Source organism: Streptomyces sp. NPDC020983, from assembly GCF_044333485.1.
Lineage (GTDB): Bacteria > Actinomycetota > Actinomycetes > Streptomycetales > Streptomycetaceae > Actinacidiphila.
Map to the genome: position 1 here is coordinate 594110 of NZ_JBIRRA010000003.1, position 13318 is coordinate 607427.

Annotated in this window: 12 protein-coding genes and 1 tRNA gene; 8 read left to right on the plus strand and 5 right to left on the minus strand. The window is 76.6% G+C overall.

The window, feature by feature from the left end; translation table 11 throughout:
* The first annotated feature begins 28 nt into the window (after nucleotides 1-28).
* Nucleotides 29-1009: an aldo/keto reductase gene (locus ACH4SE_RS08930; protein WP_398542617.1), complete on the plus strand. Its 981-nt coding sequence runs from the start codon at nucleotides 29-31 to the stop codon at nucleotides 1007-1009.
* A 32-nt stretch (nucleotides 1010-1041) separates the two neighbouring features.
* A complete protein-coding gene (locus ACH4SE_RS08935) occupies nucleotides 1042-3507 on the plus strand; it encodes a helix-hairpin-helix domain-containing protein (protein WP_398542618.1) in 2466 nt (821 codons plus the stop codon).
* Between the two features lie 118 nt (nucleotides 3508-3625).
* Here ACH4SE_RS08935 and ACH4SE_RS08940 read toward each other — a convergent pair whose 3' ends face one another.
* Complete coding sequence (locus ACH4SE_RS08940; RefSeq protein WP_398542619.1) at nucleotides 3626-4234, minus strand: hypothetical protein; 609 nt, start codon at nucleotides 4232-4234, stop codon at nucleotides 3626-3628.
* Between the two features lie 47 nt (nucleotides 4235-4281).
* On the opposite strand from ACH4SE_RS08940, the gene ACH4SE_RS08945 reads away from it, so the two are divergent.
* The gene (locus ACH4SE_RS08945) at nucleotides 4282-4470 is read left to right on the plus strand and encodes a DUF5703 family protein (RefSeq protein ID WP_031515032.1); all 189 of its coding nucleotides are present in this window, start codon (nucleotides 4282-4284) and stop codon (nucleotides 4468-4470) included.
* A gap of 172 nt (nucleotides 4471-4642) precedes the next feature.
* On the opposite strand, the gene ACH4SE_RS08950 is transcribed toward ACH4SE_RS08945, so the two are convergent.
* From ACH4SE_RS08950 to ACH4SE_RS08960, 3 genes are all read right to left on the minus strand, one after another.
* Complete coding sequence (locus tag ACH4SE_RS08950; RefSeq protein ID WP_398542620.1) at nucleotides 4643-5419, minus strand: chaplin; 777 nt, start codon at nucleotides 5417-5419, stop codon at nucleotides 4643-4645.
* A gap of 161 nt (nucleotides 5420-5580) precedes the next feature.
* Nucleotides 5581-5814, minus strand: coding sequence for a chaplin (locus tag ACH4SE_RS08955; protein WP_398542621.1), 234 nt, complete (start codon nucleotides 5812-5814; stop codon nucleotides 5581-5583).
* A gap of 193 nt (nucleotides 5815-6007) precedes the next feature.
* The gene (locus tag ACH4SE_RS08960) at nucleotides 6008-7351 is read right to left on the minus strand and encodes a M20/M25/M40 family metallo-hydrolase (RefSeq protein WP_398542622.1); all 1344 of its coding nucleotides are present in this window, start codon (nucleotides 7349-7351) and stop codon (nucleotides 6008-6010) included.
* A gap of 212 nt (nucleotides 7352-7563) precedes the next feature.
* Here ACH4SE_RS08960 and ACH4SE_RS08965 point away from each other — a divergent pair.
* The 3 genes from ACH4SE_RS08965 to ACH4SE_RS08975 all read left to right on the plus strand — a co-directional run bounded on the left by ACH4SE_RS08965 (nucleotide 7564) and on the right by ACH4SE_RS08975 (nucleotide 9508).
* Nucleotides 7564-7651 (plus strand) — tRNA-Leu (locus ACH4SE_RS08965).
* A gap of 382 nt (nucleotides 7652-8033) precedes the next feature.
* Nucleotides 8034-9011 (plus strand): aminoglycoside phosphotransferase family protein, encoded by a 978-nt coding sequence (locus ACH4SE_RS08970; RefSeq protein ID WP_398542623.1) that lies wholly within the window; start codon nucleotides 8034-8036, stop codon nucleotides 9009-9011.
* A gap of 98 nt (nucleotides 9012-9109) precedes the next feature.
* Nucleotides 9110-9508 carry a VOC family protein gene (locus ACH4SE_RS08975; protein WP_398542624.1) on the plus strand — a complete coding sequence of 133 codons (399 nt, stop codon included), beginning with the start codon at nucleotides 9110-9112 and terminating at the stop codon, nucleotides 9506-9508.
* Nucleotides 9509-9511: 3 nt separating this feature from the next.
* Here ACH4SE_RS08975 and ACH4SE_RS08980 read toward each other — a convergent pair whose 3' ends face one another.
* On the minus strand, nucleotides 9512-10570 hold the full coding sequence (locus ACH4SE_RS08980; RefSeq protein ID WP_398542625.1) for a LacI family DNA-binding transcriptional regulator: 1059 nt from the start codon (nucleotides 10568-10570) through the stop codon (nucleotides 9512-9514).
* Nucleotides 10571-10859: 289 nt separating this feature from the next.
* On the opposite strand from ACH4SE_RS08980, the gene ACH4SE_RS08985 reads away from it, so the two are divergent.
* Both ACH4SE_RS08985 and ACH4SE_RS08990 read left to right on the plus strand, forming a co-directional pair.
* Nucleotides 10860-12623, plus strand: a complete 1764-nt coding sequence (locus tag ACH4SE_RS08985; protein ID WP_398542626.1) for a multicopper oxidase family protein — start codon at nucleotides 10860-10862, stop codon at nucleotides 12621-12623.
* Nucleotides 12624-12664: 41 nt separating this feature from the next.
* Complete coding sequence (locus ACH4SE_RS08990) at nucleotides 12665-13306, plus strand: VOC family protein (protein WP_398542627.1); 642 nt, start codon at nucleotides 12665-12667, stop codon at nucleotides 13304-13306.
* Nucleotides 13307-13318: the final 12 nt, after the last annotated feature.

Genomic DNA, 13318 nt, shown 5'->3' on the forward strand with positions numbered 1-13318 from the left:
GGCGGTGCGGGCAGTAATCTCAGCGCCCATGGAGCAAAGGCACCTCGGCCGCACGGGTCTGCGCGTCTCCCGGCTCGGGCTCGGCACGCTCACCTGGGGCCGCACCACCGGCGAACGCGACGCCGCCGACCAGCTCAAGGCGTTCTGGGACGCCGGGGGTTCGCTCGTCGACACCGCCGACGTCTACGCGGACGGCGGGGCCGAGTACCTGCTCGGGCGGCTCATGGAGGACCTGGTGCCGCGCTCCGACCTGGTCGTCGCGACCAAGGCGGGCAGCGTGCCCGACCCCGACCGCCGCTTCGACACCTCCCGCGGCCACCTGCTCTCGGCCCTCGACGCCTCGCTCCAGCGGCTCGGCACCGACTACGTCGACCTGTGGCAGGTGCACGCATACGACCCCGGCACGCCGCTGGAGGAGACGCTCCAGGCCCTCGACATCGCCGTCAGCTCCGGCCGGGCGCGCTACGTCGGGGTCTCCAACTTCTGCGGCTGGCAGCTCGCGAAGGCCGCCGCATGGCAGCTCGCGGGCCCCGGCCGCACCCCGCTGGCCAGCACCCAGATGGAATACTCGCTGCTCCAGCGGGGCGTCGAGCGCGAGGTGCTGCCCGCCGCGCTGGACCTCGGGGTCGGGCTGCTGCCCTCCTCGCCGCTCGGGCGCGGCGTGCTCACCGGCAAATACCGCGGGGGCGTCCCGCAGGACTCACGCGGCGGCGACGAGGACCTCGCCGCCTTCGTCGCCCCCTACCTCGACGACACCGCCCGGCTCATCGTGGACGCGCTGGCCATAGCGGCCGACGGCCTGGCCGTCTCGCCGCTGCACGTCGCCCTGGCATGGGTACGCGACCGGCCCGGCGTGGCCGCCCCGCTGCTCGGCGCGCGCAACGCGCAGCAGCTCACCGCGGCACTGTCAGTGGAGGCGCTTACCCTTCCGGAAGAGATCAACCTGGCGCTCGACGACGTGTCGGCGCCGCTGCACCGCTATCCGGACCACGACTGGAGCACGCTCTGAACGCGCGTCACGCTCCTCCCACGGAGGCCGCAATGCCCCCCGCCGAACCCTCCGGCCTCGCCGACCTCGCGGCGGCGATCCGCTCGATCGAGCGCGGCGAGAACGCCGCCGCCCCCGCCCCGCGCGGCGACGCCGCCGCGGCCCGCCGCAGACGCCGTGAGGCGATGGCGGCGGAGGCTGCGGCCCTGCAGGCGGCGGAAGCGGCCGAGGCCGCGGGCGAGCCGGCCCCTGCGGCGGGCGCGGGGGCCGCTGCGGACGCGGCGGGGACGGCCGGAGCCGCCGGCCCGGACGGTGCCGCCGGCTCCGCCCCGGCGGCGGGCGGGCAGGACCACGGCGACGCACCGGCGGACAGCGGGACGACCCCGGCGGACGCGGACACCCACCCGGAAGACGCCGGACCCGCGGACGGCGGGACGGACACCCCCGCGGTGGTGGACCGCACCACGGCGGACGCGGACGCCCACCCGGAAGACGCCGGACCCGCGGACGGCGGGACGGGCACCCCCGCCGGGCCGGGCGGTCCGGGGGCGGACGGCGCGTCCGGGCCCGCTGCCGCCGGCCGGGAGGGTCTGGCCCCCGGCGGGGCCGACGGCTCCGGACGCCCCGGAGGCGCCGCGGCCGCCCCCGGGAGCGGGGATCACGCGCCGCAGGCACCGGGTGGGGCGGGCGCTTCGGCCGGGGCCCCGGGGGCGGCCGCGGCGGGCGGCTCTGCCGGGTCCCGGGCCCCGGGGCAGCACGGCGGTTCCGCCGCCTCCGGGCGGCCCGGCGGTGCACCGGCCGCTCCGGCCGTGCCGCGGGCGGCCGCGGTCGATCCGGCCGCGGTCGAGGCCGCCGCCGAGGTGCTGGTGGAGGGCGGCGCGCCCGCGGAGCTGGCGGGCGGCGTCGTACGGGTGCTCGGGGAGCGCGCGGCGCAGGAGCTGCGGGACGATCCGTGGCTGCTGCTGGGGCTCGGCGGCGTGCGGGTCGAGCAGGCGGACGGTTTCGCGCGCGCGCTGCTCGGTGCCGCCTGCGGGCCCGGGGACGAGCGGCGGGCCCGCGCGCTGGTCACCCGGGCGCTGGAGGACGCCGCCCTGCACGGCCACACCGCGCTGGCCCCCGCCGGGCTGCTCGCCGCCCTCGGGCGGTACGGGCTGCCGGAGCCGGAGGCCGCGGTCGCCGCGGCGGTCGCCGAAGGGCAGCTGCTGGAATTCCGCGAGGGCGGCGACGAGGAGGACGAGGACGAAGGCGCGGAGGAGCCCGAGGTGCTCCTCGCCCTCGACCGCTACGCGATGGCCGAGGAGGCGCTCGCGGAAGGCTTCGTCCGGCTCCTGCGCTCCCTGGCGGACGACGGGGCGGCATGGTCGGGGGCGGCGGCCCCGACGCCCTCCGCCGCCGAGCTGATCCGCGCCGCGGCGGGCAGCGGCCTCGTCGTGCACTGCGGCGGGGAGGCGGCGCGCGCCGAGCCCGCCGCGCTGGTCGCCGCCGCGCGGGCCGCGGGCCTGCGCGCGTACGCGGCCGCGTACTCCGGCAGCGGGCGCGCCCGGCTCGCGGCGGACACCGGTCAGGACGCGGCCGTGACGCTCGACGGACTGCTGTCGGGCGCCGAGGGCCCGGGCCGGGCCGCGGACGGCAGTCTCGACCTGGACCTGCTGGCGGTGCTGGACGCGCCGCAGCTGTCCGTCGAGGAGGCCGCGACACTCGTGGAGTCGCTGCCGGACGGCGCCCGGCTGGTGCTGAGCGGCGACCCGAACGGCCTGTGGTCGGCCGGGCCCGGCCGGGTCTTCGCCGATCTGCTGGCCTCCCGCGCCTGCCCGCGCGTGGTGTCCCGCACGCCGGACCCGGGGCCGATCGGCGAGCTGGTCTCGTGCGTCGGCGTCGGGGAGCTGGCCGCCGTGGACGCGCCGGGCAGGGAGGTCGTGGTGGTGCCGGTGCACGATCCGCGCGAGGCCGTGCACCGCACGGTCCAGCTGGTCGCGGATTCGGTGCCGCGCGCCTTCGGCGTGTCCGGGGCCCAGGTCCAGGTGATCACCACGGGCCACGGCGGCCCCGTCGGCACGCGTGCCCTCAACGCCGCGCTCAAAGAACGGCTGAATCCCGGCCCCGGCCGCTTCGGCGGCTTCGACCCGGGCGACCGCGTCGTGTACGTGCCCGCGCCCGGCCGCGCGGAACCGGGCACGGTGGCGGGCGCCGGGCCCGAGGGGCTGCGGCTGGAGTGCGAGCACGGCCCGGTGGTCGTCCCCCGTACGGACGTGGCCGCGTCCGTACGCCACGGCTGGGCCGTCACCGGCCACCAGGCGGCCGCGTCGCGCTGGCCCGCCGCCGTGGTCGTGATCCCCGGCGACGCGGGACCGCTGCTGACCCGTTCCTGGGTCTACACCGCCTTCAGCCGCGGCGAGCGCCACCTCTCGGTGGTCCAGGGCGCGGAGGGCCGTCTGGCCGACGCGGTCGCGGGACCCGCCGCCGCGCCCCGCACGACCCGCCTCCCGGCGGCCCTGGCCGAGCTGGCAGCGGGCCTCTGACGCCCGGCACGCGCCCCCGGCCGCCCGGGCCCGCCCACCAGGGCGCCCGGGGGCGGCGGCGCGGCCCGGCACGTCCTCCACGCGTCCACGGGGCGGCAGCGCCCCGCGGACACACCGGTCAGTCCGGGTCGAGGACGCTCAGCTCGTCGTCGTAGAAGGCGCTGATGTCGAAGCGGCAGATGACCATGTGCGGATCCGCCTGGTCGAAGGGCGCTTCGAGCCACTCTCCGGGCTCAGCCGGTTCCACCGCGGACACCCACACCGCGGAGTCGCCCTCCTCGAGGCCGAAGTCCTTGTGGCGCTGGGCGATCTCGTCGGGCTCGTACTCCCCGAAGACCACACCGAGCGCCGCGCCGACCGACGCCGTGGCCGATCCGTCGTTGTCCTCACTCGCATGTCTGGCCTGCGAGAAGAGCCGGTCGGGCGCCACGATCTGGTAGTCGCGGCGGATCAGCACGCTGATCGCCTCGGGCTCCTCGGGACCCTCGTAGTCGGCCATCGCGTTGCCGCCGGGCACTTCGAGCGGCGTGACCTCGTCGTACACCTCGTACAGCAACTCGTCATACGACTCGGCCGCCGAGGCCAGGGCCTCGAACGCCTCGTGAACGGCGGGGTCGTCCTCGCCGCTGCGCTTCTCGACCGCGTCGAGATGCCGGTCGAGCGCGGCCTTGACCGCCTCGACTGCGGCACGGACCTCGGCCGCCGTGGGCTGCACGTCATCAGACATGGAGCAGACGCTATCCGCACCAGGGCGTTGCTTGCACAATAGATGCGATGCCGGAATACGAATTCAGAGAGATGTACGTCCCGCGGGGGGTCTCCCGCAAGGACGCGACGCGCCTGTTGACGGACGAGGCCGAGTACGGCCACTGGGAGCTGGATCGGCTGCGCCTGTACCCGGACGGGAGCAGACGCGTCCGGTTGCGGCGCCGCATCATCCGCCAGCTGCGGGCCACCTGGTGAGCGCCGCGGCGGACGCGGCAGGCTGACGGGCCCCACAGCCACGGCCGGCAGGCGCGGCGAAGGGCCCGGGCGCGGGCCGCAGGAGTGCGGCCCGCAGGGAAGGGGCGCCCGCGGGCGCCCGTTCGCGTACGCGGCCGGGGTGTGGACGCGTACGCGTCGTGTCCGCGTTCTCTCAGCCGCGAGAGGTGCGGCGGCCGCGGCGGTAGAGCACGGCCCCACCGAGCATCAGGGCTCCGGCGGCGAAGGCGCTGAAGGCCACGCCGTCGGCGCCGGTGTGCGCGAGGGTGGCACCGGCGGGCGCCGGGGCGGGGGTGTCGCCCGTGGGCGTGGCCGGGGTGACCGGCGTGGCCGGCGTCACCGGGGTGGCGGGGGTGGTCGGAGTTCCCGGGGTGGTGGGGGTTCCGGGCGTGCCCGGGGTGGTGGGCGTACCGGGGGTGCCCGGGGTGGTGGGCGTACCGGGGGTGCCCGGGGTGGTGGGCGTACCCGGGGTGCCGGGGGTCCCCGGCGTGCCCGGCGTGCCCGGGCCGTTCGCGCATTCGTTGCCGAAGGCCGGGTTCAGCAGACCCACCACGTCCACGCTGTTCCCGCACAGGTTGACGGGGACGTCGACGGGGGCCTGCACGGCGTTGCCCGAGCCGACGCCCGGCGAGCCGTGGGCGCCGCCCCGGGCGGTGGCGCCGGAGCCTCCCTGACCGGCGGCGGGCGTGGAGGTGTTGGCGCAGTGGTTGCCGAACACCGGGTTGAGCAGCCCGATCACGTCGATCGTGTTGCCGCACAGGTTCACCGGCACGTGCACCGGTACCTGCACCGCGTTGCCCGACACCACGCCGGGCGAGCCGGTGGCCGCTCCGGCGGCGCCGGCGTCGGCATACGCGAAACCGCCGGCGGCGGCGAGCACGCCGCCGGTGGCGATCACGGTGAGCAGGCCCTTGGTCGCGACCTGTCGCATTGCTGTTCTCCTCGTTCTACTTCGCCCCTGCGCCGGCACCACGCCGGCCCTGCGCGCGTGCGCCATGAGGGCGGGGGAAATGCCGACCGGCCCCGGGCGCGCGGGTGCGCGCCCGGGGCCGGTCGGGAGCAGGCGGCCGCGTCGGTGCGGCCGCCGCGGGGTCACTGGTTGACGCAGACGTTGCCGAAGGCGGGGTTGAGCAGCCCGATCACGTCGACCGTGTTGCCGCACACGTTCACGGGGATGTGCACGGGGATCTGGACGACGTTGCCCGAGGCCACGCCGGGGGACTGCACCGCGGCGCCCTGCGCGCCGGCGTCGGCGGCGGCGATGCCCGCACCCGCGAGCACCAGACCACCGGTGGCAGCCGCGGCCGCGACGACCTTCTTGATCATTCTCGTTCCTCCTCGTGGACGTGTGCGGCCCCAGCCTGCGGACCACATCGTCGTAACGACACCGGGAGGAACAGAGCTACGAATGGACCGGGCCCTTCACCCGTACCGGCTAAGGAAACCACCGGTACGGGTACACCCGGTCGACCGTTCAGCTGTGTTCGACACCGGCCGCGCGCGGGCGGCCGGTCGCGCCTCAGCTCTGGTCGATGAAGCGGTCGAGCACGCGGACGCCGAAGCGCAGGCCGTCCACCGGCACGCGCTCGTCGACACCGTGGAACATCCCGGCGAAGTCCAGCTCGGGCGGCAGCCGCAGCGGCGCGAACCCGAAGCAGCGGATGCCCAGGTCGTCGAAGGACTTCGCGTCGGTGCCCCCGGAGAGCATGTACGGGACGGCACGGGCGCCCGGGTCCTCGGCGACCAGCGCGCGCTGCATCGCGTCCACGAGGGCGCCGTCGAAGTCGGTCTCGACGGCCTTGTCGGAGTGCAGGCTCTCCCGCTTGACGCGCGGGCCGAGGATGCGGTCGAGGTCGGCGAGGAACTCCTCCTCGTAGCCGGGCAGGAAGCGCCCGTCGACGTGCGCGGTGGCCTGGCCGGGGATGACGTTGACCTTGTAGCCGGCGCCGAGCATGGTGGGCGCGGCGCTGTTGCGCAGGGTGGTGCCGATCATCTTGGCGATACCGCCGAGCCTGGCGAGCGTCGTCTCCATGTCCTCGGGGTCCAGCTCGGTGCCGAGCGCGTCGGACAGCTCGTCGAGGAAGCCGCGGACGGACTTGGTCACGCGCACGGGGAACTCGTGCCGGCCGAGCCGCGCGACGGCCTCGCACAGCTCGGTGATGGCGTTGTCCTTGTTCGTCATCGAGCCGTGGCCGGCGGTGCCGTCCACGGTGAGCCGCATCCAGTGCATGCCCTTCTCGGCGGTCTCGACGAGGTAGAGCCGCAGGTCGTCGTTGACGGTGAAGGAGAAGCCGCCGACCTCGCCGATGGCCTCGTTCACGCCCTCGAAGAGGTCCGGGTGCCTGTCGACGAGGAAGCGCGCGCCGTACGTGCCCCCGGCCTCCTCGTCGGCCAGGAAGGCGAGGACGAGGTCGCGCGGCGGCTTGCGGCCGCTGCGCAGCCGGTCGCGGACGACCGCCAGCGTCATCGCGTCCATGTCCTTCATGTCGACCGCGCCGCGGCCCCACACGCACCCGTCGGCGATCTCACCGGAGAAGGGGTGGTGGGTCCAGTCGTCGGCGTTGGCGGGGACGACGTCGGTGTGCCCGTGGATGAGCAGCCCGGGCCGCGAGCGGTCCTCGCCCTCGACGCGGGCCACGACCGAGGCGCGCCCCGGGTGCGACTCGAAGATCTGCGGTTCGAGACCGACCTCCGCCAGCTTCTCGGCCACGTATTCGGCCGCGGCGCGCTCGCCGGGCCCGGAGTGGTCCCCGTAGTTGCTGCTGTCGATCCGGATCAGGTCGCTGCACAGGGCGGCCACCTCGTCCTCGCCGCGCCCTCCCCCGGCGCCCGCTGCCGCACCGCCCGGCCGTGACTCGCTCACGATGCCTCCTCCTCGTCGCCCTCACCCGTCGCGGAGGCGTCCGCCGCTCGCGCCGGACGCCTCCCCCATCCTGCCCCCCGACCCCGCGCTCCCCCAAGGCGCACCCGCCTCCGACCAGCGCTCCCGCCCCGGAAAGGGCGGTGATCGGCACCCCTCGATCTTTGCTATGGTTTACCCCGTCGCCACGGCCGGGAGGCCGTGACGTCACACCCGTCCGGGTGGCGGAATGGCAGACGCGCTAGCTTGAGGTGCTAGTGCCCTTTATCGGGCGTGGGGGTTCAAGTCCCCCCTCGGACACCAGCTGAGACCCCTGTTGACCAGGGGTCTTCTGCTTTTCCCGGCAGTGGCGCGGCCCATCGCCCGGCCTGCGGCCGGGCGTTCCCGGGCCGGACCGGGACGGTGGGCCGGGTCCCGGGGCGGCGGGCTTCCGCGTCCCGTCCTCGGGTGACCGGCCGCCGACGCCCGCACCGCGGGCGCCGTGGAGGACGGCGGCCGCCCAGGACGTGCCGGCGAGGCCGCGGGACCGCAACAGCCGCTTTCCTGCCTGCGGCCGGGGACACGGGTGCGGCTCGGCATGCGTGGCCCGGCCGCGCAGTCCACGTGGTGGGCACCACGGCCCAGGGGGCTCCTCTTCCGTGGAAAAGGGGTCGCCCGGCAGGACGGAGGCCGGGAGGATGCCGGGATGGACGACACGGCGGAGGCCGGTGCTCCCCCGGCCCGCGGGGTGCGGACGGCGTGGGGGTCGGTGCCGGCCCGGGTGCGGGCGGCGGTCGAGGGGCGGCTGGGCGCGCGGGTCGTGCGGGCGCGCACGCAGAGCGCCGGGTTCTCCCCGGGCGTCGCGGCGCGGCTGGGGCTCGCGGACGGGCGGCGGGTCTTCGTCAAGGCGGTCAGTGCGGCCCAGAACCCGGAGAGCCCGGGCATCCACCGGGACGAGGTCCGTATCGCGCGGGCCCTTCCCGCGGCTGTCCCGGCGCCGCGGCTGCTCGCGGACCTCGACCTGGACGGCTGGGTGGTACTGCTCTTCGAGGACGTCGAGGGACGGCTGCCGGCCCTGCCGTGGGAGCCGGCCGAGCTGGATCTCGTGCTGGGCGCGGTCGGGGACCTCGCCGCGGTGCTGACGCCGAGTCCGGTCGCCGTGCCACCGGTCGCGCAGCGGCAGGAGAGCGCCTTCCGCGGCTGGCGGGTCCTCTCCGCCGACCACGCGGCGGGCACCGACGACCTGGCGGGCCTCGACCCGTGGGCGGCGCGGAACCTGCCCGCGCTGGCGGAACTGGAGTCCGGCTGGGCCGCGGGCGCGGCGGGCGGCACCCTCGCGCACGCCGACCTGCGGGCCGACAACCTGCTGCTCACCCCGGACGGCCGGGTCGTGGTCGTGGACTGGCCGTGGGCCTGCCTGGCCGCGCCCTGGTACGACCTGCTGCTGATGCTGCCGAGCGTGCGCATGCAGGGCGGCCCGCCGCCGGAGCGGCTCTTCGCCGCGCACCGGGCCGCCGCGGGCGCCGACCCGGACGCCGTCACGGCCGTGCTCGCCGCCTTCGCGGGCTACCTGCTCGGTCACGCCCGGCGCCCGGCCCCGCCGGGGCTGCCGACGCTGCGGGCCTTCCAGGCCGCCCAGGGCCGGGAGGCGCTGGCGTGGCTGCGGGCCCGTCTGGGCGAATGAGCCCGCGGGGCCGGGGCGGGCGATGACTTCTGCCGCTCCGGCCGGTCCACCCTTGCACAACGGACCCGTGCGCAGCGCACCCGAGAGAGGCGGACCCCATGGCCGGCCGTATCTTCGTCAACCTCCCCGTGCAGGACCTCCCGAGGTCCATGGCCTTCTTCGAGCAGCTCGGCTTCTCCTTCGACCCGGATTTCACCGACGCGCGCGCCGCGTGCATGACCGTCGGGGACGACAGCGTGGTGATGCTGCTGACGGAGCCCTTCTTCATGTCCTTCACCGGCCGTCCCGTCGCCGACACCGGGTCGGTGACCGAGGTGGTCGTGGCCGTCCAGCAGGACTCGGCGGAGGAGGTGGACCGGATCGGGGACGCGGCGCTGGCCGCGGGGGCGCGCCCGGCGAAGGCCACGGAGGAGGCGAGCCCGATGCACACCCGCAGCTTCTACGACCCGGACGGGCACCACTGGGAGATCTTCTACACGGCCACGACCCAGCCGTAGCCGTCACGGGCGCGCTGCCCGGCCCGGCGGGGGCCCGCTGCTCTCCCGGACGACCAGCTCGCTCGCGACCTCGACGCGGAGGGAGGCGGGGCGCTCGCCGGCGATGAGCTGGAGCACCATCCCGGCGGCCAGCGCCGCCATGTCGGCGAGTGGCGTGCGCACGGTGGTCAGCCGCGGGGTCACCCAGTCGGCGAAGGCCAGGTCGTCGAAGCCCACGACGCTGACGTCGTCCGGCACCCGCAGCCCCAGCGCCGCCGCGGCGCGGTAGGTGCTCAGCGCCTGCTGGTCGCTGCCCGCGAAGACGGCGGTGGGCCGGTCCGGCAGCCGCAGCAGGTCGAGGGCGTGCCGGTAGGCGGGCTCGTTCGTGAAGTCGCCGTGGCGCACCAGCTCGGGGTCGTAGGCCAGTCCGGCCTCCTCCAGCGCCGAGCGGTAGCCGTCGACGCGGGCGCGTGAGGCGAGCCGCTGCGGCGGGCCGCCGATGACCGCGATCCTGCGGTGGCCGAGGCCGACAAGGTGCCGGGTGGCGGCGAGCCCGCCGGGCCAGTTCGTGGCGCCGACCCAGGGCACGCCCGGTGGCGGCTCCTCGGCCGGGGAGATGAGCGCGAAGGGGATGCCGAGCCGGAGCAGCTCGCGGTGCTGCGCCTGGCCCAGTTCCCGCACGACCAGGATGGCGCCCAGGGTGCGGCGGGCGGCGAGGGAGTCGACCCAGCGCCGGGCGGGGCTGCCGCCGCCGCCGTGCGCGGCCGACACGACCAGGCCCATGCCGGCCGCGTCGAGCGCCTCCTCGGCACCGCGGATCAGCTCGGCGGCCCAGGCCCCGTCGATCTCGTCGACGACGAAGTCGACGAATCCGCCGGGGGCGAGCGCGGTGGCGGCGGGACCGTTCCTGGCGGGGTAGCCGTGCTGGGCCAGCAGCCGCTGGACCCTGGCGCGGGTGCGGGCCGCGACGTCGGAGCGGTCGTGCAGGACCTTGGACACGGTGGACACCGACACGCCGGCCTCCGCGGCGATCACCGCGAGCGTCTTCCCCCCGGGGCGTGGGCGGTCGCCGGTGCCGGCCATGGCACTCCTCCTCTCCGACGCCCGCGCGGGGGCGGCCACGCGAAACTATCCCGCCGCGCGCCCGTGCCGCCCCGGGGGGCGGTGTCCGCGTGCCCCGGCCCGCGCGCCCGGTCCCGCACCGGCGCGCCACGGGGCCGCTCCCGGCCCGTCCGGCACCGGCTCCCCGGGCGGGCCGGGGGGGGCGGCGCCCCGCGCCGATCGCCGACGGGCGCCGGACACGGCCGCATATCGTTGACGATGCGTCATTTGTCTGCCTATGGTCGGTCCCCGCCGACCCCGAGGAGCCCGCATGCCGCACGGCCCGTCCCGTCGCTCGCTGCTCACCGCCGCCGGACTCGGCGCCGCCGGGGTGCTGGGGCCCTCGGGAGGGGCCGCCCGTGCCGCCGGGGCGGGGCACGGCCCCGTTCCCGGGCCGGACGCGCGGCAGCTGACCTTCGCCTCCCCGCGGCTGACGCCGTACGTCGACGAGCTGCCGGTGCCTCCCGTGCTCGTCGGGGACCGGACACTGGCCATGGCCCCCGCGGCACACCGCTTCCACCGCGACCTGGGCGTGGCGCGGACGTGGTCGTACGGCGGCCAGCCGTACCTGGGTCCGACGATCGAGGCGCAGAGCGGCGTGCCGCTCTCGCTGACCTTCAGCAACGGCTTCGAGGGCCACCTCTTCGCCGCCGACGTCGACCCGGCGCTCCAGGGCGCGTCCGAGCTGGACCGCACCCGCCCGCGCACCACCGTCCACCTGCACGGTTCCGTGACGCCGCCGGAGGCGGACGGCCACCCGGAGGACACCTTCCGGCCCGGCGGCCGGATGACGTACCGGCACCCGAACGACCAGCCGGCGGGCCACCTCTGGTACCACGACCACGCCATGGGCATCACCCGGCTCAACGCCGTGGCCGGGCTCGCCGGGCAGTACCTGCTGCGCGACAGGTTCGACACCGGCGCGGCCGGCAACCCGCTCGGTCTGCCCGGCGGCGAGTTCGAGGTGCCGCTCACGCTCGCCGACCGCCGTTTCGGCGACGACGGCTCGCTCGTCTTCCGCACCTCCCGCGCGGTGCCGCAGGGGCACTGGGAAGGCGGCATGTTCGGCGACACGATGACCGTCAACGGCGTGGTGTCGCCGTATCTGAGGGTGGCCCGCGGCTTCTACCGGCTGCGGGTGCTCAACGCGTCCAACGCCCGCGCCTACCGGCTCTTCTTCTCCGACCGGATGCCCTTCTGGGTGGTCGGCGCGGACGGCGGCCTGCTGGACGCGCCGGCCCGCACCACGTCCGTCCGCATCAGCCCGGGCGAGCGCCTGGACCTGGTCGTGGACTTCGGCTCGCTCGCGGCGGGCGAGCACGTCGACCTGACCAACGACCAGCAGGAGTCGCCCGCCGTGGTGGCGGCGACCGGCGTCACCCCGACCACCGACATCGTGCGCTTCACCGGCACCGGGCTCCCCGGCTTCCGCACGCCCCCGCCGGACGTGCTGCGCGGCGGCCCGGGCCTGCCCGCCCCGCTGCCCGCGCCCCCGTCGCCCACCGCCCCGCGCCGCGTCGTGACGCTCACCCCGGCCCGCGTCCCGGGCTACCCGCCGGCCGGGATGACGATGGACAACCTGCTGTACGGCCAGGGGCCGGTCATCGCCCCCCGGCAGGGCACCACCGAGGTGTGGGAGTTCGTCAACGTCTCCCCGCAGGCCCATCCGATGCACCTGCACCTGGTGCACATGCGCCTCCTGGACCGGCAGCGCCTCGACGTCGGGGCCTACGTCCGCGCCAACCCCCGCCCGGCCGCGGGCACCCCGTGGCGCCCGTCCCCCGACGCCCACCTGCTCGGCACCGCGCAGCCGCCCCTCCCCTGGGAGACGGGTTTCAAGGACACCGTCGCCTGCCCGCCGGCGACCGTCACGCGCGTCCTGGTCCGCTTCCCCACCGCCGACGAGCTCGGCTTCGACCCGGACGCCGCCTTCACGGCCCTGGACGGCATGTCCCTGCAGGGCTACGTCTGGCACTGCCACATCCTCGACCACGAGGACGACTGCATGATGGCCCGCTACCGCCTCACTGTCTGACCCCGCCCCTAAGCTCGTCGCAGGACGGAGCGGATACGGGGGTGGTGGCGGTGGCGGGCGGTGTGGCCGACGGCGTGGTCGCGGTCGTGGTCGACGCGGTGGACGCGGAGCGGCTCGCGGGGTTCTGGGCCGCGGCGCTGGAGTGGCCGCGGCGGGGCGCCGGGGTGGTGCGGGCGCCGGGGGGCGGGATCGAGTTGCGGTTCGCGGGCGGCGCGGAGGGCAAGCGCGGGAAGAACCGGCTGCACCTGGACCTCGCGGGGGGCGGCGAGCAGGAGGCGGTGGTGGCGCGGCTGCTGCGGCTCGGGGCGGTACGGGCCGACATCGGCCAGGGCGGCGTGCCGTGGGACGTGCTGGCCGATCCCGAGGGCAACGAGCTGTGCGTGCTGCCCGAGCACCGCGGGGCGCCGGGCGCCGCGCTCGCGCAGATATGCCTGGACGCCGGCGACGCGGAGGCGCAGGGCCGCTTCTGGTCGGCCGCGACCGGCTGGGCGGTCGCCGAGCGCGGGCAGTGGGGCGTGTGCCTGCGCGACCCGGCGGGCCTCGCGCCGCCGCTGGTGATGGGCCCGCCGGCGACGCCGAAGTCCGGCCGCAACCGGCTCCGGCTGCGGCTGGCCGCCGCCCCGCCGGGAGACCCGGGCGCCCGCACCGACCCCGAGGGCAACGAGTTCGAGGTCGGGCCCTGAGCCGGTGCCCGG

What these genes read in the sequence shown, in the direction of transcription:
- ACH4SE_RS08930 (WP_398542617.1), top strand. Translation starts at nt 29, where the DNA reads ATGGAGCAAAGGCACCTCGGCCGCACGGGTCTGCGCGTCTCCCGGCTC.
- ACH4SE_RS08935 (WP_398542618.1), top strand. Translation starts at nt 1,042, where the DNA reads ATGCCCCCCGCCGAACCCTCCGGCCTCGCCGACCTCGCGGCGGCGATC.
- ACH4SE_RS08940 (WP_398542619.1), bottom strand. Translation starts at nt 4,234, where the DNA reads ATGTCTGATGACGTGCAGCCCACGGCGGCCGAGGTCCGTGCCGCAGTC.
- ACH4SE_RS08945 (WP_031515032.1), top strand. Translation starts at nt 4,282, where the DNA reads ATGCCGGAATACGAATTCAGAGAGATGTACGTCCCGCGGGGGGTCTCC.
- ACH4SE_RS08950 (WP_398542620.1), bottom strand. Translation starts at nt 5,419, where the DNA reads ATGCGACAGGTCGCGACCAAGGGCCTGCTCACCGTGATCGCCACCGGC.
- ACH4SE_RS08955 (WP_398542621.1), bottom strand. Translation starts at nt 5,814, where the DNA reads ATGATCAAGAAGGTCGTCGCGGCCGCGGCTGCCACCGGTGGTCTGGTG.
- ACH4SE_RS08970 (WP_398542623.1), top strand. Translation starts at nt 8,034, where the DNA reads ATGGACGACACGGCGGAGGCCGGTGCTCCCCCGGCCCGCGGGGTGCGG.
- ACH4SE_RS08975 (WP_398542624.1), top strand. Translation starts at nt 9,110, where the DNA reads ATGGCCGGCCGTATCTTCGTCAACCTCCCCGTGCAGGACCTCCCGAGG.
- ACH4SE_RS08980 (WP_398542625.1), bottom strand. Translation starts at nt 10,570, where the DNA reads ATGGCCGGCACCGGCGACCGCCCACGCCCCGGGGGGAAGACGCTCGCG.
- ACH4SE_RS08985 (WP_398542626.1), top strand. Translation starts at nt 10,860, where the DNA reads ATGCCGCACGGCCCGTCCCGTCGCTCGCTGCTCACCGCCGCCGGACTC.